The sequence below is a fragment of the Streptomyces kryoterrae genome, from assembly GCF_054072135.1.
The window spans coordinates 4685506-4704955 of the sequence record NZ_CM133358.1 but is presented as its reverse complement, the minus strand read 5'-3'; the positions used below and the strand labels follow the sequence as shown (position 1 = coordinate 4704955).

The 19450-nt window shown below is 69.7% G+C and carries 19 protein-coding genes, 1 tRNA gene and 1 pseudogene; 8 read left to right on the top strand and 13 right to left on the bottom strand.

The window, feature by feature from the left end; translation table 11 throughout:
* Positions 1–188: 188 nt before the first annotated feature.
* The 5 genes from ACW4TU_RS20235 to ACW4TU_RS20215 all read right to left on the bottom strand — a co-directional run bounded on the left by ACW4TU_RS20235 (position 189) and on the right by ACW4TU_RS20215 (position 2417).
* Positions 189–1325, bottom strand: coding sequence for an ABC transporter ATP-binding protein (locus tag ACW4TU_RS20235; protein ID WP_457429444.1), 1137 nt, complete (start codon positions 1323–1325; stop codon positions 189–191).
* Positions 1326–1330: 5 nt separating this feature from the next.
* Positions 1331–1465, bottom strand: coding sequence for a hypothetical protein (locus ACW4TU_RS20230; RefSeq protein WP_457429443.1), 135 nt, complete (start codon positions 1463–1465; stop codon positions 1331–1333).
* A 186-nt stretch (positions 1466–1651) separates the two neighbouring features.
* On the bottom strand, positions 1652–1846 hold the full coding sequence (locus ACW4TU_RS20225; protein ID WP_457430212.1) for a zinc ribbon domain-containing protein: 195 nt from the start codon (positions 1844–1846) through the stop codon (positions 1652–1654).
* A complete protein-coding gene (locus tag ACW4TU_RS20220) occupies positions 1783–2220 on the bottom strand; it encodes an RNA-guided endonuclease InsQ/TnpB family protein (protein ID WP_457429441.1) in 438 nt (145 codons plus the stop codon). Before ACW4TU_RS20220 ends, ACW4TU_RS20225 begins: the two co-directional genes overlap by 64 nt.
* Entirely contained in the window at positions 2193–2417 is a 225-nt protein-coding gene (locus tag ACW4TU_RS20215) for a hypothetical protein (RefSeq protein WP_457429439.1), read from the bottom strand. Before ACW4TU_RS20215 ends, ACW4TU_RS20220 begins: the two co-directional genes overlap by 28 nt.
* Before the next feature lie 177 nt (positions 2418–2594).
* On the opposite strand from ACW4TU_RS20215, the gene ACW4TU_RS20210 reads away from it, so the two are divergent.
* Positions 2595–2668: transfer RNA gene (locus tag ACW4TU_RS20210), tRNA-Thr, on the top strand.
* Positions 2669–2744: 76 nt separating this feature from the next.
* Here ACW4TU_RS20210 and ACW4TU_RS20205 read toward each other — a convergent pair.
* Positions 2745–3635: an aminoglycoside phosphotransferase family protein gene (locus ACW4TU_RS20205; protein WP_457429438.1), complete on the bottom strand. Its 891-nt coding sequence runs from the start codon at positions 3633–3635 to the stop codon at positions 2745–2747.
* Between the two features lie 33 nt (positions 3636–3668).
* On the opposite strand from ACW4TU_RS20205, the gene ACW4TU_RS20200 reads away from it, so the two are divergent.
* From ACW4TU_RS20200 to ACW4TU_RS20190, 3 genes are all read left to right on the top strand, one after another.
* Complete coding sequence (locus tag ACW4TU_RS20200) at positions 3669–4322, top strand: rhomboid-like protein (protein WP_457429436.1); 654 nt, start codon at positions 3669–3671, stop codon at positions 4320–4322.
* Positions 4323–4333: 11 nt separating this feature from the next.
* Positions 4334–5758, top strand: coding sequence for an NAD(P)/FAD-dependent oxidoreductase (locus ACW4TU_RS20195; protein WP_457429434.1), 1425 nt, complete (start codon positions 4334–4336; stop codon positions 5756–5758).
* Between the two features lie 115 nt (positions 5759–5873).
* On the top strand, positions 5874–9125 hold the full coding sequence (locus ACW4TU_RS20190; protein WP_457429432.1) for a Tat pathway signal protein: 3252 nt from the start codon (positions 5874–5876) through the stop codon (positions 9123–9125).
* A 146-nt stretch (positions 9126–9271) separates the two neighbouring features.
* On the opposite strand, the pseudogene ACW4TU_RS20185 reads toward ACW4TU_RS20190, so the two are convergent.
* Positions 9272–9503: pseudogene (locus ACW4TU_RS20185) on the bottom strand (alcohol dehydrogenase catalytic domain-containing protein); the annotation flags it as partial.
* A 177-nt stretch (positions 9504–9680) separates the two neighbouring features.
* Here ACW4TU_RS20185 and ACW4TU_RS20180 point away from each other — a divergent pair.
* A complete protein-coding gene (locus tag ACW4TU_RS20180) occupies positions 9681–10397 on the top strand; it encodes a pentapeptide repeat-containing protein (RefSeq protein WP_457429430.1) in 717 nt (238 codons plus the stop codon).
* Between the two features lie 97 nt (positions 10398–10494).
* On the opposite strand, the gene ACW4TU_RS20175 is transcribed toward ACW4TU_RS20180, so the two are convergent.
* Together ACW4TU_RS20175 and ACW4TU_RS20170 are read right to left on the bottom strand one after the other, a co-directional pair.
* Complete coding sequence (locus ACW4TU_RS20175) at positions 10495–10995, bottom strand: hypothetical protein (protein WP_457430211.1); 501 nt, start codon at positions 10993–10995, stop codon at positions 10495–10497.
* 456 nt (positions 10996–11451) lie between these two features.
* Entirely contained in the window at positions 11452–12027 is a 576-nt protein-coding gene (locus tag ACW4TU_RS20170) for a TerD family protein (protein WP_457429429.1), read from the bottom strand.
* Positions 12028–12212: 185 nt separating this feature from the next.
* On the opposite strand from ACW4TU_RS20170, the gene arfB reads away from it, so the two are divergent.
* Positions 12213–12650, top strand: a complete 438-nt coding sequence (arfB, locus tag ACW4TU_RS20165) for an alternative ribosome rescue aminoacyl-tRNA hydrolase ArfB (protein WP_457429427.1) — start codon at positions 12213–12215, stop codon at positions 12648–12650.
* Between the two features lie 253 nt (positions 12651–12903).
* Here arfB and ACW4TU_RS20160 read toward each other — a convergent pair whose 3' ends face one another.
* Both ACW4TU_RS20160 and ACW4TU_RS20155 read right to left on the bottom strand, forming a co-directional pair.
* A complete protein-coding gene (locus ACW4TU_RS20160) occupies positions 12904–13371 on the bottom strand; it encodes a GNAT family N-acetyltransferase (RefSeq protein WP_457429425.1) in 468 nt (155 codons plus the stop codon).
* Between the two features lie 71 nt (positions 13372–13442).
* On the bottom strand, positions 13443–14033 hold the full coding sequence (locus ACW4TU_RS20155) for a flavin reductase family protein (protein WP_457429424.1): 591 nt from the start codon (positions 14031–14033) through the stop codon (positions 13443–13445).
* A 319-nt stretch (positions 14034–14352) separates the two neighbouring features.
* Between ACW4TU_RS20155 and cdgB the strand changes: the two genes are divergently transcribed.
* A complete protein-coding gene (cdgB, locus tag ACW4TU_RS20150) occupies positions 14353–16083 on the top strand; it encodes a diguanylate cyclase CdgB (RefSeq protein ID WP_457429422.1) in 1731 nt (576 codons plus the stop codon).
* Positions 16084–16275: 192 nt separating this feature from the next.
* Entirely contained in the window at positions 16276–17274 is a 999-nt protein-coding gene (locus ACW4TU_RS20145) for a CBM35 domain-containing protein (protein WP_457429420.1), read from the top strand.
* 52 nt (positions 17275–17326) lie between these two features.
* Here the strand turns inward: ACW4TU_RS20145 and ACW4TU_RS20140 are convergent, their stop codons facing one another.
* Together ACW4TU_RS20140 and nagA are read right to left on the bottom strand one after the other, a co-directional pair.
* Positions 17327–18268, bottom strand: a complete 942-nt coding sequence (locus ACW4TU_RS20140) for a 1-phosphofructokinase family hexose kinase (protein ID WP_457429418.1) — start codon at positions 18266–18268, stop codon at positions 17327–17329.
* A gap of 20 nt (positions 18269–18288) precedes the next feature.
* Complete coding sequence (gene nagA, locus ACW4TU_RS20135) at positions 18289–19428, bottom strand: N-acetylglucosamine-6-phosphate deacetylase (protein WP_457429416.1); 1140 nt, start codon at positions 19426–19428, stop codon at positions 18289–18291.
* Between the last annotated feature and the right edge of the window lie 22 nt (positions 19429–19450).

Below are 19450 nucleotides of genomic sequence, written 5' to 3'. Positions count from 1 at the left end.
ACATTCAGTCACCCGATCGGGGGATGGATTGGTTCCGTTTTGTGGGTAGGGCGTTGACGTACGTGATTCGAAACGACCGGTCTGCCGGGTTCTCGGGCTTCCGGCAGACCGGCATACGAAGGGCCCCGCGGCAGGCAAACCGCGGGGCCCTTCGGAGTTCAGGTCGAGTCTCGGTCGACTCAGCCGTCTCAGTCGGCGAGGCGCTCGCCCGTGGAGGTCGAGAACACGTGGATCTCGCCCGGACGCGGCACGACGTGCAGCGTGGCGCCCTTGTCCGGGACGGCACGGCCGCTGACGCGGACGACCAGGTCCTTGAGCTCGCCGTCGACCTTGGCGCTGCCGTAGACGTAACCGTCGGCGCCCAGCTCCTCGACGACGTTCACCGTGACGGCGAGACCGGCCGGGGCGTCCTCGGTGTCCTTGGACAGCGCGCTGGCGACGGCGCCGTCGTGCTCGACCACCTCGAAGTGCTCGGGACGGACGCCGACCGTGACGGTGGTGTCACCCTTGTCGGAGGCGGCCGTGAGGGCCTCGCGGTTGACCGGGACGACCGAGTTGCCGAACTTCACGCCGCCGTCGGTGATCGGAACCTCGATCAGGTTCATCGCCGGGGAGCCGATGAAACCGGCCACGAAGAGGTTCCTGGGGCGGTCGTACATGTTGCGCGGCGAGTCGACCTGCTGGAGCAGACCGTCCTTCAGCACGGCCACCCGGTCACCCATGGTCATGGCCTCGACCTGGTCGTGGGTGACGTACACGGTGGTGATGCCGAGGCGGCGCTGCAGCGACGCGATCTGCGTACGCGTCGACACACGGAGCTTGGCGTCGAGGTTCGACAGCGGCTCGTCCATCAGGAACACCTGGGGCTCACGCACGATGGCACGACCCATGGCGACACGCTGGCGCTGACCGCCGGAGAGCGCCTTCGGCTTACGGGCCAGGTAGTCCGTGAGGTCGAGGATCTTCGCCGCGTCCTCGACCTTCTGGCGGATCTCGGCCTTGTTGACGCCGGCGATCTTGAGCGCGAAGCCCATGTTGTCGGCGACCGTCATGTGCGGGTACAGCGCGTAGTTCTGGAACACCATCGCGATGTCCCGGTCCTTCGGCGGCAGGTGCGTGACGTCGCGGTCACCGATGTGGATCGAGCCGGCGTTGACGTCCTCAAGACCCGCGAGCATGCGCAGGGAGGTGGACTTTCCGCAGCCGGAGGGACCGACGAGGACGAGGAACTCGCCGTCCGCGACATCGAGCTCAAGCTGGTCGACGGCGGGCTTGTCGCCACCCGGGTAGATGCGGGTCGCCTTGTTGAACGAAACAGTGGCCATGGGTACTAGGCCCCCTTCACCGGCAGGAACGTGCCGGACGATCCGTAGTGGAAGGTGGTGTAGTCCACGTACGCGGACTGAACCTGGACGGTACCTGGGGTTTCGGCGTCTGTCAGTAGCTGGGGGAGTGTGAACTTCACGGAAATTCTCGAGCCGGAAACCTACGACAAGGCAGAGCACCGCACTTTTGACCTTGCCGTGAGGCTTCCTGCTTCACCACGCACCGCCGACGCACACAGCCCTCATGAACTGCGCCCGCACGGTCTTACACGCGCTCCACAGGCATTCCGGCCGACGGCCCGTCGGTCCGCACCACCCAGCCGCCGCTAAGCGGCCAGCAGGCAATCCTCCAGCTCCGACGCCCTGATCAGCGCCGGTACTCCCTTCGAGGGCGGCAGCCCGGCCGCCACCAGCCAATACAGCCGCAGCCCCTCGTCCCGAAGGTTCACGGCCGCATTCACATCCCGGTCATGGACGACCCCACACTCCGCACACGTCCACTCCCGCACCGAGACATCCAGCTTCGGCCCCTTGGTGTGACAGGCGGAGCAACGCCGTGTGGAGGGAAGAACCGGTCGACGATCACCAGCGTCCGCCCGTACCAATCGCACTTGTACCGCAGCTGCCGCAACAACTCACCCCACCCGGCATCGAGGATCGCCTCGTTCAGCTTCGCCTTACGCCGACGACCCTTGCCGCGCGCCGCACGCATCAGGTTCCCGATGGCCAGATCCTCCACCACGAGCACTTGGTTCTCGCGCACCAGGCGGGTCGTGAACTGGTCCAACATGTCCCTGCGTACATCACCGATGAGCGCGTAAAGACGCGCGATCTTCTGCCTCACCTTGTCCCGGTTGGCGGAACCCCTCACCTTCTTGTGCAGCTCCCGCTGCAACCGCGCCAACTTCGGAAGCGGTACAGACGGTGCCGCGTCTCCGGCTCCTTGACGTGCCCCTTCAGCGGAGTCGCCGCGCGCTGGTGGTGCTTGCGACGGTCGCCGATACCGAGGGCCTCGCGCTTGATCCGCTCAGCCTCCTCGCCCGTCACCGCTTCCAGCCTCGGCTTCTCCACCGACTTCCCCGGCTCCCCCATGAATCCCTCCCCGACGATCCGACCTTCGGAACAGCACGTCAGAGCGATCAACGAACGGATGCGCGGATGGTTACGTTTGGTTTTCGAGACCGAGGTCAGCCACGAACTCCGTGGCTTGGGGGATCGCACTCTGTGTACAGTGGAGCCGCCTTCGCGTACGGCGTTGTGGTGCGCGGTGCCCCCTTAGCTCAGTTGGCCGGAGCGATCGCCTTGTAAGCGATAGGTCGTCGGTTCGAATCCGACAGGGGGCCCAACAGCCCAGGTCAGCTCCAAGCTGACCTGGGCTTCTTCGTGTTCGGGCCTGTGCGATGCCGGGGCTGTGACTGGTCAACCGCGCAGCCGTCGCGCGATTTCCAGGTCCTTCTCCTCCACCGGATCCCCGTCCTCGATGTTCCACAGGGTGTTCTGTAGTACCCGGGCGAGGGTCCACGCGCGTGCGCGTTCCCGGTCCAGGGACAGTGCCTCCGTCAGGGCGTCGAAGCGCCAGCGGATGTCGGCGGGGTCGAAGCGGTTGTTCAGGGCCGGCCAGAGGTCGAAGGCTGGGTCGCCTGACAGGGGTTTCGGGTCGATCGCCAGCCAGGGGGCGCGGGTCGCGGCGAGGACGTTCTCGTCGTGCAGGTCCCAGTGGAGGAGACGGTCGCCGGGGTCGGGGGCCACTTCGCGCAGGGCCGCCTCGCAGTCCCTGAGGAGGGTGCGGGCCTCGGGGTCCGGGATCCGGGGGAGTGTCTGTGGTGCCTGGTCCAGCATTCGTGCCGCGATGTCGCCCAGGCGGCGGATGCCCGGTGGCGCCGGTATCGCCGTGAGGTGGGTCAGGAGGTCCGCGATGATCAGGGTGGCTTCGTGGGCGTCGGGGTGGTGGGACAGCATCCGGGTGTGGTCGAGGCGTTCCAGGAGCATCGTTCCGGTGGTGGGGTCGTGGTCGAGGAGGTGTACCGCGTGGTCGCCGTTCCAGAGGCGCAGGGCGGTCGGTTCGCCCTCGCTCTCGTCGTCCGGGAGCTGGAGTTTCAGGACGGCCGGGGTGTCGTCGGCGCGGAGTACCGGGAGGACCAGGGCCGTTACGCCGTGCATGGTCCGGCCGTCGACGCGTAGGTTCCAGCGGTCGAGGAAGTCGGCGGTGCGGGTGGGGAGCGCGGTGATGAAGGCGCGGCCCGCCTCGCCGTTGTACCTGAGCTGGGTGGCGGCCAGTTCGTCAGGGACGTGGATGTGGATGGGGATCACTGGCCGACTGTATGTGCGTGCGTAAATTGGGGCATGCGAATTCCGGTGGGCCCGCGTGGGGTGTGGGCGTACGTCCGTAGTGCTCCGGGCACGTATGTGTGGCTGCTCGTCCTGTTCCTCACGACTGTGGCGGTGCATCACATGTCGGCGGAGTTCCAGGAGGAGTTCCTGCGGCAGCGGTCGACGAACATCAACGAGTTGTCGGACCATCCGGTGCGGGTGTTGATCTCCAGTGCGATGTGGATCGACGGGTGGTGGACCCCGTATCTGGTGCTGTATTCGGTGTTTCACGCGTCGGTCGAGCGGTGGTTGGGGACCGTGCGGTGGCTGGTCGTGTGGGTGAGTGCTCATGTGCTGGCGACGTTGGTCAGCCAGGGTGCGGTGTGGCGGGCGATCCGGGACGGTTCGGCGCCGGCGTCGGCGGCGGACACGATGGATTTCGGGGTGAGTTACGGGCTGGCGGGGGTGGTGGCCGTGCTCGCGTACCGGATCGCCCCGCCTTGGCGGTACGTGTATGTGGTGGGCGTTGTCGGTGTGTACGGGGTGCCGCTCTTCGGCTCGCCGACGTTCACCGATTTGGGGCACTTCACCGCGGTGCTGATCGGGTTCGCCTGCTGGCCGTTGACGCGTGGGCGGGGTGCGGAGGTGCGGATTCCGAAGGAGACACCGGGGGCGGTGAGGCGTTAACGTCCGGCGCTATGAGCAGCGCGGATGGCGGTTCGGGTGCGGTCGGTGGGCCCGTCGACGGGCGGGTTTCGTTCTGGTACGCGCAGGACGGTCTGCCTGCCTCGCGTGCGTCTCTCGACGGGGACGCGACGGCGGATGTCGTGATCGTCGGGGGTGGTTACACGGGGTTGTGGACGGCGTACTACCTGAAGAAGGCGGCGCCGTTTCTCCGGGTCGTCGTGCTGGAGAGGGAGTTCTGCGGGTACGGGGCTTCCGGGCGCAACGGGGGCTGGCTGTACAACGGGATCGCGGGGCGGGACCGGTACGCGCGCGTGCACGGTCACGAGGCTGCCGTACGGCTTCAGCGGGCCATGAACGACACCGTCGGTGAGGTGGTGCGGGTGGCGGGGGAGGAGGGCATCGACGCCGACATCTGTCGTGGGGGCGTGCTGGAAGTCGCTTGCACGCCTGCCCAGTTGGCGCGGCTGCGGGACTTCCACGAGGTGGAGGTGTCGTACGGGGAGGCCGACCGTGAGTTGTACGGCGCCGGCGCGACCGCCGAGCGGGTGCGGGTGGCGGGTGCGCTCGGGTCGTCGTGGACTCCGCACGGGGCGCGGTTGCATCCGGTGAAGCTGGTCAGGGGGCTTGCGGCGGCCGTCGAGGCGCTGGGTGTTGTGGTTCGTGAACAGACGCCGGTTACGGAGATCCGGGCGAAGCATGCGGTCACGCCGTACGGGACGGTTCGCGCGCCCTATGTGCTGCGCTGTACGGAGGGCTTCACGGCGTCGTTGAAGGGGCAGCGGCGGACGTGGCTGCCGATGAACTCGTCGATGATCGCGACCGAGCCGTTGACGGACGCGCAGTGGGAGTCGGTCGGCTGGGAGGGGCGGGAGGCGCTGGGGGACATGGCGCACGCGTACATGTACGCGCAGCGGACGGAGGACGGGCGGATCGCGTTGGGTGGGCGTGGGGTGCCGTACCGGTTCGGGTCGCGGACGGACAACGACGGGCGTACGGGGGCGGCGACGGTGGAGGCGTTGCGGGAGATCCTCGTGCGGTTCTTTCCTTCGCTGGGTGAGGTGCGGATCGCCCATGCGTGGTCGGGGGTGTTGGGCGTGCCGCGGGACTGGTGCGCCACGGTGACGCTGGACCGGTCGACGGGGCTGGGGTGGGCGGGCGGTTATGTCGGTTCCGGGGTCGCCACGGCCAATCTCGCGGCGCGGACGTTGCGGGACCTGGTGCAGTTGGACTCGGGGCAGGCGGGTCGTACCGAGTTGACCGGTCTGCCGTGGGTGGGGCACCGGGTGCGGAAGTGGGAGCCGGAGCCGTTGCGGTGGCTGGGGGTGCGGGGGATGTACGCCACGTACCGGGCGGCGGATCGGCGGGAGTCGGCGGGGGGTGGTGAGCGGTCGTCGCGGCTGGCTCGGGTCGCGGATCGGATCTCCGGGCGCCACTAGGGTCACCGCCCCTCCTTCTGTCTTCCCCCTTGTCTTCTCTCTGTGGATACTCGCGGGTGCGTTGTCGCACCTGTGTGCGAACATCGCTTCAACGATCGATGATCCAGGGGGATCCTTGTCCGACGTCGACTTCTGGCCGTCTGCGAGACGGGGGCGGAGGGCCGTTTTTCCGGCCGTTTTCGTCGCTCTGCTCTCGTTGTTCGCCTCGCTGCTGACCCTGACCGGGGCGAGTCCCGCGGTTGCCGCAGACGAGGAGTGTGCGCCGCTTGCGCTCGCGCCCTTCGGGGACCCCGGGGACGCGGTCGGCCGGACGACGGTTCCGGCCGAGAGCAGTACCTGCTTCACGGTGACGATCCCGGCGGCCGGTCTGTATCTGGTGTCGAAGGACAGGAGCAGTCCGGCGTCCGTGGTGCTGTACGGCGCCGACGGCGGCGAAGTCGACTGCTACGACGAGCAGGTCTCGCAGAGCGGCCGGTGCCAGGTGCCCGCTGCGGGCGTGTACACGCTCAAGGTCGTCAACAGTGGCTCGTGGGATGCCGAGGCCTCGTTCACCGTGGTTCCGCTCGGGGTGGACACCCCGGGCTGCTTCGGGTCCGTCGGTACGGGCTGGGACCTGCGGCCGGTGAGCCGAACGTCGGTGGGTGAACTGGAGGTCGGCTGCCAGGAGTTCGAGGGCAGGGCGGGCGAGCGCGTCCGTCTCACCTACGGCACGAGGTACTACGGCGAGAGCCTCGCGTGGATCACCGACGGGACCGGTGCCTGGATCTGTCCGCGTGTCACGGGGGACGACGAGGACACCCGCAGTTGTGTGCTGCCCGGTGACGGCTCCTACCGGGTGCTGTCGCAGGTGACGTACGCGGAGCGGGGTTTTCCCGCCGAGTACGCGGTGAACGTGCGGTCGCTGTCCGATCCGCAGGGCTGCCGTACCGCGTCCGTGCGCCCGTTCGGGTCGCTCACGGGGCTGGACTACGGCACCGACCCCTGCTTCACCTTCACGGTCGACAGGGCGGGCCGGTACCTCGTCCACGCCGTGGACGACTACTCCGCGGACGCGGTCCGGGTGTTCGACGGGGACGGGAAGATCGTCTGCGGGGAGAGCGACCCGTGCCGCCTGCCGGCCGCGGGCACGTATACCGCGGTTCTCGACGGCCAGTACCCGTTCGCGTACGAGGAGGGGGAGCCGGACGACCTCCTCGTCCTCGACCGTGCCTCCGACGCCGGGTGTGTGGCCGCCGGGACCGGTGTGTACAAGGGCGAGTTGAGTACGGTCGGGCAGTACGACTGTCTGGCGCTGGATGTCCCGCGGGGCGCCCGTATCGCCGGGCTCACCCCGATCGCGCCCACCGGTGTGGACGTCGACCTCGCGGTGTACGACCGGGACGGTGTGGAGCAGTGCGGTGCGACGGAACTGGGCGACGGTGACTGCGCGTTGACCGGCGCGGCGCCCTACCGGGCGCTGGTGCACACCGAGGATGTCGGCGAGGACGCCGTCGGCCCGTACACGATCGCCTTCCACCGCACCGACGCGGCGAACGACTGCCAGGTGCTGCCCGCCGGCAGCTTTGCCGCCGACGGTGCGAAGGCCACGTTCGGCACGGGTGACGGTGTCTTCTCGCGGTGTCTGAGCATTCCGGCCGACGCGCACACGGGCGCGGAGGTTCTGCAGCTGATCGGTACCTCGGGCGGCGTGCCGGCGAAGTTCTCCGTGCTGGATGCCACCGGCACGAAGGTGTGCGACCGGCTCGCCACCAACAACGGCTGGTCGCTGTGCGGGCTGACTCCGGGTGTGGCCCACACGGTGCTGGTCACGGGCCGGGACGTGGCCGCCACGTACACGCTGACCCGGCGTGATGTGACCGCGACGGCTTCCTCGGCGGGCTGTACGAGGGTTGCCGCGGCGAAGGTCGGCGGTCCGTCCGTTGCCGCCGCGTACGGCGTTCCCGGCACGCTGAACTGCCACCAGGTCACCACCGACGCTTCCACCGACGTCCTCCATCTTGACGTACGGGACGCGCTGGGCACCGCCAACATCGCGGTCCTCGGCGGCGACGGCGACGTCGAGTGTTCCTTCGTCAACCGCTCCTGCGCGGCGACCGGGTCGACCACTCACCAGGTTCTCGTGCAGACCCCGGCCACGCTGAAGGCGGCGCCCGAGTACCACCTGGACGCCCTGCGCATCGCGACGGCGGACGGTCCCGCGCCGGAGTGCACCAGGGTTTCGTCGGTGTCCTACGGCTACGGGCCGGTCACCGGCACGCTCGACGAGTCGCACACCGCGGTGTGCGCGGTCCTGCCCACCGCCGGGTACGACCGTTTCAACGCGGAGATCACGGACACCTCGGGCGCGACGGTCACGGCGGTGCCCGCTCTCTACAACAGCGCCTGGAGAAACGGCTGTTCGTCCACGACCTCGGGTGCCCAGTGTTCGGCGGGCGGTACGACCAGCGGGTCCTCCCCGTCGCTGTTCGTCCTCGGCCTGCCGGACAGGGCGTCCCGGACCGCGTACAGCGCCAGGCTGACGTGCGCGTCCACGCTGTGCGGCCCGGACAAGGTGAGCGTCACCGGGATGAGCCCGGACACCGGTGCCGCCGGTGGCAGGGTCACGCTCACGGTGACCGGTACCGCGCTGCCGGCGACCGCCACGGTACGGCTGACCCGGAGCGGTCAGACTCTGACCGCGACGACGGACTCGGTCTCCGCGGACAACCGGACACTGACCGCGACCCTCGACCTGACGGGCGCGGCGGTCGGTGTCTGGAACGTCAGCGTGTTCGCCGGCTGCTGCGAGTTCCAGCGCGGCACCTTCACCGTCACCGAGCCCCAGCTGACCAACACGGTCGCTCCCAAGGTGACCGGCACCGTCAAGGTGGGTGCCAAGGTGACGGCGGCGCCCGGGAGTTGGTCGGTGACACCGTCCTCGTACGGCTACCAGTGGAAGGCCGACGGCAAGGCGATAGCGGGGGCGACCGCGTCCACGTATGTCATTCCCGCCGGGCAACTTGGCAGGAAGCTCAGCGTGACCGTCACCGCGGTCAGGAGTGGCTGGAAGAGCGGGTCGGCGACCTCGGCCGCGGTGGCTGTGGCCAAGGGGGATGCGCCCAAGGCGACGAAGTTGCCCGTGATCAGCGGGACGGCGAAGGTGGGGAAGACGCTCAAGACCTCGGCCGGGACCTGGAGTCCGGCGGCGACGTCGTACGCGTACCAGTGGTACGCGGGCGGTCGGGCGATCTCGGGGGCGACCAGGTCCTCGCTGGTGCTGAAGGTGGCCCAGAAGGGCAAGAAGATCACCGTGAAGGTGACGGCCCGTCGGGCCGGTCACCAGGACGGAGCCGCTGTGAGCAAGGCCACGGGGGCGGTCGCGCGGTGACCTGAGGCGGCCGGCGGCCGGCTGTCGATGGATCGAAGGTTGAGGGGACGGGTCCTGGCGGGCACGTCCCCTCAACCGTGCGTCATGGTTCCAGTACCACTTTGCCGGTGGTGGCGCGGTTTTCGAGGGCGCGGTGGGCGGCGGGTGCCCTCGCCCAGGGCGTCGACGGTGCCGGCGACCTCGCGGCCGGGGACGGTCGGCAGCGGGACGGGCGCGGGCGCCGGGCCCTGGACGCCCTCGCGGAGGGCCGTCCAGGAGGTGTACGCCGGCTGCGGCGACGGCGATACGTACCTGGCCCGGGCCGGGGGCCGGGTCCGCGACCTGTTCGTAGGTGAGGTTCTCGGCGGGGCCGAAGGGGTGCAGGCGGATGGCGTGCATGAGGGGTCCCCCAGGTGTGTGGCCTTGTGTCCGGGCTGCTGCCACTCTTCGACCTCAGGCTTGCTTGAGGTCAAGGGGGCCGAGGTCCGCGCGGGGGTCGGAATGTGACATGGGGGCGGGGGAGACGGGTTCGCGCAGGTCAGGGGGATTGTCAGTGGTGGGGTGCAGGATGGGGTCATGGCGAGGCGAGTGGCGGGTGGAGCGGGCGGCGTGGGTGGGACGACGGGTTCCGGGGCCGGAGTGAAGGGTGCTCGGCGGCCCGAGCTGCGGTTGCCGGTGCTGGAGCCTTTCGGGGGCGGGGAGTTGGAGGCGGACGGGGACTACGACGGGCTGGAGTTCCGGGAGGCCGACTTCGCCAGGCAGGACGGCGGGGGTGCCCGTTTCATGGACTGTGCGCTGACGGGGTGTGCGCTGGACGAGACCCGGCTGCACCACGCCCGGCTGCTCGACTCGGTCCTCACGGGGATACGGGGGGTGGGCACGAACCTCGCCGAGTCGACGCTGCGTGATGTGGAGCTGGTCGACGCCCGGCTGGGCGGGGTGCAGTTGCACGGGGCCGTGCTGGAGCGGGTGGTGGTGCGGGGCGGGAAGATCGACTATCTGAACCTGCGCAAGGCGAGGTTGAAGGATGTCGTCTTCGAGGGGTGCGTGCTGGTGGAGCCGGACTTCGGGGGTGCGGTGCTGGAGCGGGTGGAGTTCGTGGACTGTGTGCTGAAGGGGGCGGACTTCACCGGGGCGCGGCTGAGTGAGGTGGATTTTCGGCGGGCGGCGGAGCTGGGGTTCGCTCGGGGGGTGGACCGGTTGGCGGGGGCGGTGATCAGTCCGGTGCAGTTGCTCGATCTGGCGGAGGTGTTCGCGGCGGAGCTGGGGGTGCGGGTGGAGGGGGTTGGGTAGTTCTCCCGCCCACTTGCCCACCTGCCTGCCCGCCCCCGTCTGTCCACCCGCCTGCCCCGCACCGCTTCTTCGGCCAGGGGGCGACGCCCAGGTCGGTTCACGTGACCCGCGGGAAGCGGGCCTGCAGCGTCCAGATCGCCGGGTTCTCGCCGAGCGCGTCGTGCAGGTCGATCAGGTCGGCCAGTAGGTCGTGCAGGAAGTCCCGTGCCTCCTTGCGGAGTTCCGCGTGGGAGAAGTTGAGCGGGGGCTCCTCCGCCGGCATCCAGTCGGACTCGATGTCCACCCACCCGAAGCGGCGCTTGAACAGCATGCGGTCGGTGGACTCGGTGAAGTCCAGTTCCGCGTACTGGGGGCGGGAGGCGCGGGAGCCCGCGGGATCCTGGTCCAGCTGCTCCACGATGTCGCACAGCGCCCAGGCGAAGTCGAGCACCGGTACCCATCCCCAGGCTGTGGACAGTTCCCGGTCCGCCTTGGTGTCGGCGAGGTAGACGTCCCCGCAGAACAGGTCGTGGCGGAGGGTGTGGACGTCCGCGCGGCGGTAGTCGGTCTGCGGGGGATCGGGGAAGCGGTTGGAGAGGGCGTAACCGATATCGAGCACGGTGGTGATGGTGTCACGACGGGATGGACGGGCGGTCCTCAGGACTCCGTACTCCGTGGCCGGCCGCGGTCCGCCGAACCCGTGTTCCGAGAGGTCGAACCAGTTGCGCCGGTTGTCCTCCGGGTCCATCGCGCGGTACTCGGCCGAGGGGGCGGCCGGTGAAGCGCTCCGCAGGCTTGTCCGTGCCCTTCTCGATCGGCGCCGCCGAGGTGACCGCCGTATCGGCGATGTGGAGGCCGAAGCGGTTCGTACGGCAGCGACGTGGTCGGGGGACTCGCCCAGGTACTGCTCGCCGACCGGGGTGTCGCCGTCGAGCCGGTGTTCGCGGGCGGTGCGCGGGTGTCGCGAGGGCGATGCGCGCGTGTCGTCCGGGCACGCGAAAGCCCCCGGTCCCAGCGCCAGTGACTCGCGCTCGGCCGGGGGCTTTTCAGCCGCACTGGGCGGCTCGGCGTCGACTCAGACGCTGACGCCGAAGTCCTGGGCGATGCCCGCGAGGCCCGAGGCGTAGCCCTGGCCGACGGCGCGGAACTTCCACTCCGCGCCGTTGCGGTACAGCTCGCCGAAGACCATCGCCGTCTCCGTCGCCGCGTCCTCCGAGAGGTCGTAGCGGGCGATCTCGGCGCCGCCGGCCTCGTTCAGGATGCGGATGTACGCGTTGCGGACCTGGCCGAAGTTCTGCGAGCGGTTCTCCGCGTCGTAGATCGAGACCGGGAAGACGATCTTGTCGATGTCGGCCGGGAGGCCGGCGAGGTTGACCTTGATCGCCTCGTCGTCGCCCGCGCCCTCACCCGTGCGGTTGTCACCGGTGTGGACGATCGTGCTGTCCGGGGTCTGCTTGTTGTTGAAGAAGACGAAGTGGCCGTCCGAGTAGACCTTGCCCTCTCCGTTGACCGCGATCGCCGAGGCGTCGAGGTCGAAGTCCGTGCCGGTGGTGCTGCGGACGTCCCAGCCGAGGCCCACGGTGACGGCGGTCAGGCCCGGAGCCTCCTTGGTGAGCGAGACGTTGCCACCCTTGGACAGGCTTACAGCCATTGTTGGGAGTCCTTCCCTCGTTGACGTACGTGCGTGCGGTGCGGTGCCCCGTACGGGACGAAGCTACCGTCACTCCCATGAACGCAGACAAGGGTCCCGAAGGTTCCGTGTCTTTACTTTCTTTACCTTCCATGACGGCTGTCGTGGCGAAAACGGGGTGACGTGGACCGGACAGCCGCGCGACCATGGTGGGCATGTCCGGTCCCTACCTCATCCGTGGCTCCGTCTCGCTCCCCGAGGCCGAGCTCATGTGGCGTTTCTCGCGGTCCGGTGGGCCGGGCGGGCAGCACGTCAACACCAGTGACTCGAAGGTGGAGCTGAGTCTCGACCTCGCGAACACCGAGGCGCTGCCCGAAGTCTGGAAGCTGCGCGCGCTGGAACGCCTCGCCGGCCGGCTCGTCGACGGAGTCGTCACCGTCCGCTCCTCCGAGCACCGCTCGCAGTGGCGCAACCGCGAGACGGCGGCCGTACGTCTGGCCGCCCTCCTCGCCGAGGCCACCGCGCCTCCGCCCAAGCCCCGCACCCCCACCCGTATCCCGCGCGGAATCAACGAACGCCGGTTGCGGCAGAAGAAGGCACGCGCGGATGTGAAGCGGGGCCGTACGGGGCGGGACTGGGGTTAGTCGCCGACCGGTCATTGACCCGGTGTGATTGACCTGGTGGCGGATGAACGACCGTGAATTTCCGGGCGGGCGGGAAAAAGAACCGCGGAACGGCTCCGGGAAAGAATTTCTCTACCTGCGACGCGAATCACACCACAGGCATCTCCGGCATCTCCGTGCCGTCACCTACCGAATGCTCGGTTCGGTCCGGCGTCGGCGCCTGGAGTGAGTCCCCGCCATTCACGTTCGTACACGAAAAGGCCGCGATGATCGGCTAGGTGAGTTTCAGTACCCCGACGGTCTGGCCGCCGCTGGTCTCCCCGGTGGGGCTGAAGCCGAGGCTCAGATAGAAGGGCTCCGGGCCGGTCGGGCCGGGGTGCCAGGTGACGTAGAGGTCGGTGCCCCCGCGGTGGCGGATCTCGGCGGCGACGGACTCGACGGCGAAGCGGCCGTAGCCCTTGCCCTGTTCGTCGGCCGCGATGTTCAGGCGCCAGAGGCCCGAGCGCAGGTCGGTGCCGGTGCCGCCCCAGGCGATGTCGAAGAAGGCCATGAGGAAGCCGACGGCCCGTTCGCCGTCGAGGATCAGCCGGGGCCAGGCGGTGCGCGGATGGATGTACGCCTCGGCCAGGGACTTCATGACCGGTGAGACCGTGTGTTCCTGGTCCGGGCGGACCCGCACGGCGACGGCCGCGTCGAAGTTGGCGGGGCTGATCCGCTCCAGCCGGAGCGCGTCGTTCGTCATACGGGCCAAGCTAGGCCGCCCGGCACCGGTGTGACCAGGGAGTTTCCCGTCAGCCCGGCGGCAGTGCGGCTTCAGTCCAGCTGCCGGTAGCGGCCCCGGAAGTACGCCAGCGGGCCGTCGTCCGCGCTCGGTGCCGTCGCCGTCAGGACGCGGCCGATCGCGAGGGTGTGGTCGCCGGCCGTCACCAGTTGTTCCGTACGGCACTCCAGGGTCGCCAGGGCGCCGCCCAGCAGGGGGGCGCCGGACGCCTCGCCCCGGACGACGGGGAGGTCCGCGAAGAGGAGGCGGTCGCTGATGCGGTTCTTCATCGCGAACCGGCCCGCGATGTGCCGCTGGTTCTCGGAGAGGACGGATACCGCCCACAGGGGCTGTTCGGCGAGCAGATCGTCCATCCGGGAGCCCTCGCGCACGCTGACCATGACCAGGGGCGGGTCCAGGGAGACCGAGAGGAAGGCGGTCGCCGTCATGCCGACGTCCTCACCGCCGGGCGCGTGCGGGTCGTCCGGGTCGAGCGGCGGCTCCTGGGCGGTCACCAGGACCACGCCCGAGGCCAGGCGGGACATCGCGGCGCGGAAGTCGTCGTTGCTCACCCCATCAGGATGCCCGGTGGGGGTGGCGGGTGTGGTGGGCGCGGTGGGTACTGCGGGGGGAGTGGTCGGCACAGGGAAAAGCTATTCGTCGGCTCTGTGCCGCCGCATCGGACCTGCGCCCGAACCCGGACCTAGGACTCCCGACCGACACCCAATGATCGGGAACGCCCACGCCGACTTCTCCTCGCCCGTATCCTCGCTCGTAGTGTCCGCACGGATACAAAGTTTGCGTTCAGTAAACGCACAGGGAGAACTCAGAAACTCTACTCAATTGCTCATCTTTCGTTGTGACTTGAGTCACAGGTGACCTTTTTTGTTGACCCTGTGTACCGAGTGGGCAGCGCGCTGTGATTCAGTGGCGGGGAAGGTGAGATAGGCGGAAGGAGGGCGAATGGAGACCGACCAGGAGCCGTACGTCCGTCTCGCGACCTTGCGGCAACTGCACCAGGTCATGGCGGACATGAACACCGCGCGCAGTCTGGCGGACACCCTCCAGACCGTCGCCGACGGCGTCGTCAACGGCCTCGGGTACGAGTTGGCCTGCGTCAACCTCGTCCGCCCCGACGGCGATCTCGTCGTCGCCGCCTTCGCCGGGAACTCCGCCGCCGAGGCCCTCATCACCGGCCGGGTCGGCTCGCGCGACTCCTGGGAGCGCCGGCTCGCCATGGGTGAGGCCTGGGGCGAACTGGTCTTCATACCGCACACCGAGGGCTGGGTCCTCGACGACGACGACGTCCCGCAGTGGTACACCGACGGCCCCGCCCCGCGCTTCGAGGACGAGTGGCACCCCTCGGACCGGCTCTTCGCGCCGATGTTCACCCCGAGCGTGCCCGGCGGCACCTGCGGCGAACTGATCGGCGTGCTCTCCGTGGACCGGCCGCGCAACGGCCGCCGACCGGGCGCATGGGGCAAGGAAGCGCTCCAGATGTACGCGTTCCAGGCCGCCATCGCGATCAGCAACGCACGTCTACGCGCGAATATGCAGCGGGCACTGGTCAGACTCGAACGCGAGCAGCAGGCGCTGCGGGCCAGCGAGGAAAGCTTCCGGCAGGCCTTCGAGTACGCCCCCTCCGGCATGGCCATCGCCGAGATGGGCGGCGACCAGCACGGGCGAATACTCCGTACCAACGACGCCCTGTGCCGGCTGCTGGGCCGTCCCGCCTCCGCGATGCGCCGCTACTCCTTCTCCGACCTCGTGCACCCCGAGGACATAGGCACCCTGCTCCGCACCTCCGCCGAGGGCGGGCGCACCGAACTCCGGCTCGCCCGCCGGGACGGCACCTATCTGTGGGTGTCGCTGCGCAACTCCGTCGTCGCGGACACCACCGACGGCCCCCGCTTCCTGCTCACCCACGTCGAGGACATCGAGGAGCGCAAGCGCCGCGAGCTCCAGCTCGCCCACCGCGCCTCCCACGACTCCCTCACCGGCCTGCCCAACTCCGCCGAACTGCGCGCCCGGCTCAGCTCCCGCCTCTGCCAGCGCTCGCAGACGGCGGTGCCCGGCCTGGTCGAGTCGGTCGACGCGGCCTATGGCCACGGCCAGGTGGACCCCTACGGGACGCACGACCAGTACACGACGACGCCGGCACCCGTGACGGACGGCGGACTCCAGCCGTACGACGTGAACGGCCACCAGTTCGACTTCCGCGCCGCCCCCGAGGCGTACGGCGCGTACGACCACCACGTCCACACCGTCGCCCCCGAGGGCGAGCAGGACGACGGGACGAAGGGGCTCGCGGTGCTTTTCTGCGACCTCGACGGCTTCAAGTCGATCAACGACCGCTTCGGGCACAACGCCGGCGACGCGGTGCTGATCGAGGTGGCCCGGCGGCTCGGCGGGGCCGTGCGCGACGGTGACACGGTGGCGCGGCTCGGCGGCGACGAGTTCGTGGTCCTCGCCGACGGCCTCGGCCGGGCCGACGCCCAGGACCTCGCCGTACGCCTGCGCAACGAGATCATCCAGCCGATCCGGGTCGACGGCCGCGCGATGCGGGTCGGCGCGAGCTTCGGCATCGGGTGGGCTCACTGCGGGATGACGGCGGACGAAGTCCTGAAGTCGGCCGACGAGCGGATGTACATCGAGAAACGATCTCGTCCCAAACAGCACCGGCGTGCCGGATGATCACCAGATCAGTGGCCCTGTAGCGATCTTGTAGCCGCTCTGTGCTGCGGAGTCACCTGTTTGGGTCAGTGGGAGCGGGTAGGCTCGTTATTCGCATTGCATGTTTCGCATTGCATGCTCCCCAGGACCTCGCAGCATCTCGTGGTCCCACCCGCAGTAGTCCCGCCCCGCACCTGTTGAGGAGACCTAGGGATGACGCCCGGCAACAACGGCGCGAGCACGCCCGAGGACGACGATCCGTTCGGCTACCTGTACGAAGACGGGCGGGCCAACGGAGCTCAGCCGCCGAGCAGCGGCTACGGCTACCCGAACTCGGTCGGCCGGGTGCGGCCGGTCGGCGAGCGCCAGTACAGCCCGCCGGCGGCCCCGGGGCAGGCCCCCGTCCAGGGCCAGCAGCCGGCGTACGGCCAGACCGCCCCGACCGCGCAGTACGGCCAGGCGATCCCGCAGCAGCAGGGGGTGTACGGCGGCCCGAACACCCACTACCAGGCGCCCGAGGCCTTCGGTGGCGGCCCCACGGCCCCGCAGCAGCCCGCGACGCACGGCGGCGGTGGCGGCAGAGGCGGGCGGGGCTCCGGCCCCAACACCAAGGGACTGCTGATCGGTGCCATCGCGGTGGTCGCAGCGGTCGTCATCGGTATCGGCGTGGCCATGATGGGCGGCGACGACGACAAGGACAAGGGCAGCGAGGCCGGTGCGACCCCGACGACCGGGCAGAGCGCCGAGACGTCCCCGTCGCCCACCACCTCGGCGGCCTCGGAGGACGAGCTCCCGACGGTCGACGCGAAGGCCCTGCTGCTGGGTGGCGGCGCCGCCACCACGTCGGATGTCGAGGGCGCGAAGGCGGCCGGCGGTGTCTATGTGGGCAACTTCAACAACGTGGGCGCGTCGGTCACGTGGAACGTGAGCGGCATCGCCAAGAAGGGCGAGTACCGGCTGTACGTCAACTACGGCGTACCCGGCAAGGCCGCCACCGCCACGCTGACGGTCAACGGCACCGCCCAGTCCCGTCCGGTCAACCTGGGCAACTTCGCCAATGCCGACGAGGGCGACTACGCGAAGGGCTGGACGAACACCTGGGCGTCCGTCCAGCTGAACAAGGGCACCAACACGCTCAAGATCTCCTGCGAGCAGGGGAACCAGTGCGACGTCAACATCGACCAGCTGTATCTGACGGGTGCCAACGGATAGTGCGGATGGTGACAGGGGTCTGGGTGAAGGCTGACCTGGCCGAGGCCGTCCGCTAGGCCGCCGTCACCCCGCCCGTCACCGTCACCCGGTTCACCAGTTCCTCGTACGTCGCCCGGTCGAACTCGCCCGCCACCGGCGCCAGTACGGTTGCCGTGGACAGGGCCACCGCTCGGGTCAGGCGTTCGGGCCAGGGGAGTTGGTCGACCAGGCCCGACAGCAGGCCCGCGACCGCCGAGTCGCCGGCGCCCGTCGGGTTGCCCCGGACGCGGGCCGGTGGGGTCGCCTGCCAGCGGCCCTCCGGGGTCACCGCCAGCAGCCCCTCCGGGCCCAGTGAGGCCACCACGGTCTGGGCGCCGCGTCGGCGGGCGTCCCGGGTGGCCTGCAACGGCTCGTGGGAGCCGGTGAGTTCGGCGAGTTCACCGGCGTTCGGCTTGACCAGGTCGGGGCGGGCGGCGACCCCGCGCCTGAGCGGCTCCCCGCTCGCGTCGAGCAGTACGGGCACGCCCGCTGTCCGTGCCGAGCGGATGAGGTCGGCGTACGCCCCCACCGGCACCCCCGGCGGCAGGCTGCCGCAGAGGGCCACCACGGAGACGGACGGCAGCAGCCCCTCGTACACGTCCTGGAAGGCGGCCCACTCGGCCGGGGTGATCTGCGGGCCGGGCTCGTTGAGCTGGGTCGTTTCCGGCGTCATGCTCGCGGGCGCGTCCTCGACCACCGCTATCGTGCGGCGGGTCGGACCCGACACCGGGACCAGGGCGTCCAATATGCCTGGTGTGGCGGTGAGTTGGTCCTGTACGGCCCGTCCGGTCGGGCCGCCCGTGAAGCCGGTGACCGTCACCTCGTGGCCGAGGGCGGCCAGGACGCGGGCCACGTTCAGGCCCTTTCCGCCCGGGCGTTCGGTCACCGAGGTGACCCGGTGGGAGGCGTACGGGCGCAACTCCCGTACGCGGTACGTGATGTCGAGCGCGGTGTTCAGCGTGACCGTGAGGATCATCCCGCCGACCTCTCCTCCCTTCAGCTCAAGGTGGGTAGTTGGGGCTTGACTACCCAACTCCCCTTGCGCATCACTCCCTTGACCGTGAAGTCCGCGTCCAGCAGGACCAGGTCCGCGTCCTTGCCCGGTTCCAGGGAGCCCACCCGGTCGTAGACGCCCAGCAGCCGGGCCGGGTTGGCGGACAGGGCGGCGACCGCGTCCGGGACCGGGAGCCGGTCGACGGTGACCGCCCGCCGGAAGGCGCGGTCCAGGGTGAGCGTCGAGCCCGCGATCGAACCCCCCTCGACCAGCCGGGCCACACCCTCGCTGACCTCGACCTCCAGCGGGCCGAGCAGATAGCGGCCGTCGCCGAAGCCGGCCGCGTCCATCGCGTCGGTGATGAACGCCACGCGGTCCGCGCCCGCGTGGTGGAACGCGAGTTGGAGGGAGGCGGGGTGCAGGTGGGTGCCGTCGTTGATGAGTTCGACGGTGACGCGCTCGTCTTCGAGGAGGGCGGCGATCGGGCCCGGCGTGCGGTGTCCCAGGGCGGGCATCGCGTTGAAGAGGTGCGTGGCGACGGTGGCGCCCGCGTCGATGGCGTCCACCGTCTGCTCGTACGTCGCGTCGGTGTGCCCGATCGCCGCGAGGACGCCGTGCTCGACGAGCAGCCGTACGGAGTCGAGGCCGCCGGGGAGTTCGGTCGCGAGGGTGACCATTTTGGCCCGGCCGCGCGCCGCGTCGATCAGCTTGCGGACCTCCGCCGGGTCCGGGTCGCGCAGCAGCGCCTCGGAGTGGGCGCCCTTGCGGCACGGCGAGATGAAGGGGCCCTCGAAGTGGACGCCGGCGATGTCGCCCTGCTCGGCGAGTTCGGAGAGGAGGCCGGCCTGGGCGGTGAGGGTGTCCATGTCGCCGGTGACGGTGCTGGCGACGAGGGTGGTGGTGCCGTGGGTCCGGTGGGTGTGGATGCCCTTGAGGATGTCCTCGGCGGAGCCCGAGGTGAAGGAGGCTCCGCCGCCGCCGTGGTTGTGGAGGTCGACGAAACCGGGGACGAGCCAGTGGTCGCTCACGTCGATCTCGTGGGCGTTCTCGTGGGGATGCCCGGTGATTCGGGTGCCCTCGACGGCCAGTTGGGCGCCGTCGGTGATTCCTGTGGGGAGTACGACTCGGGCGCCTCTGAACACCAGGTTGTGTGTCCGCTGCGGG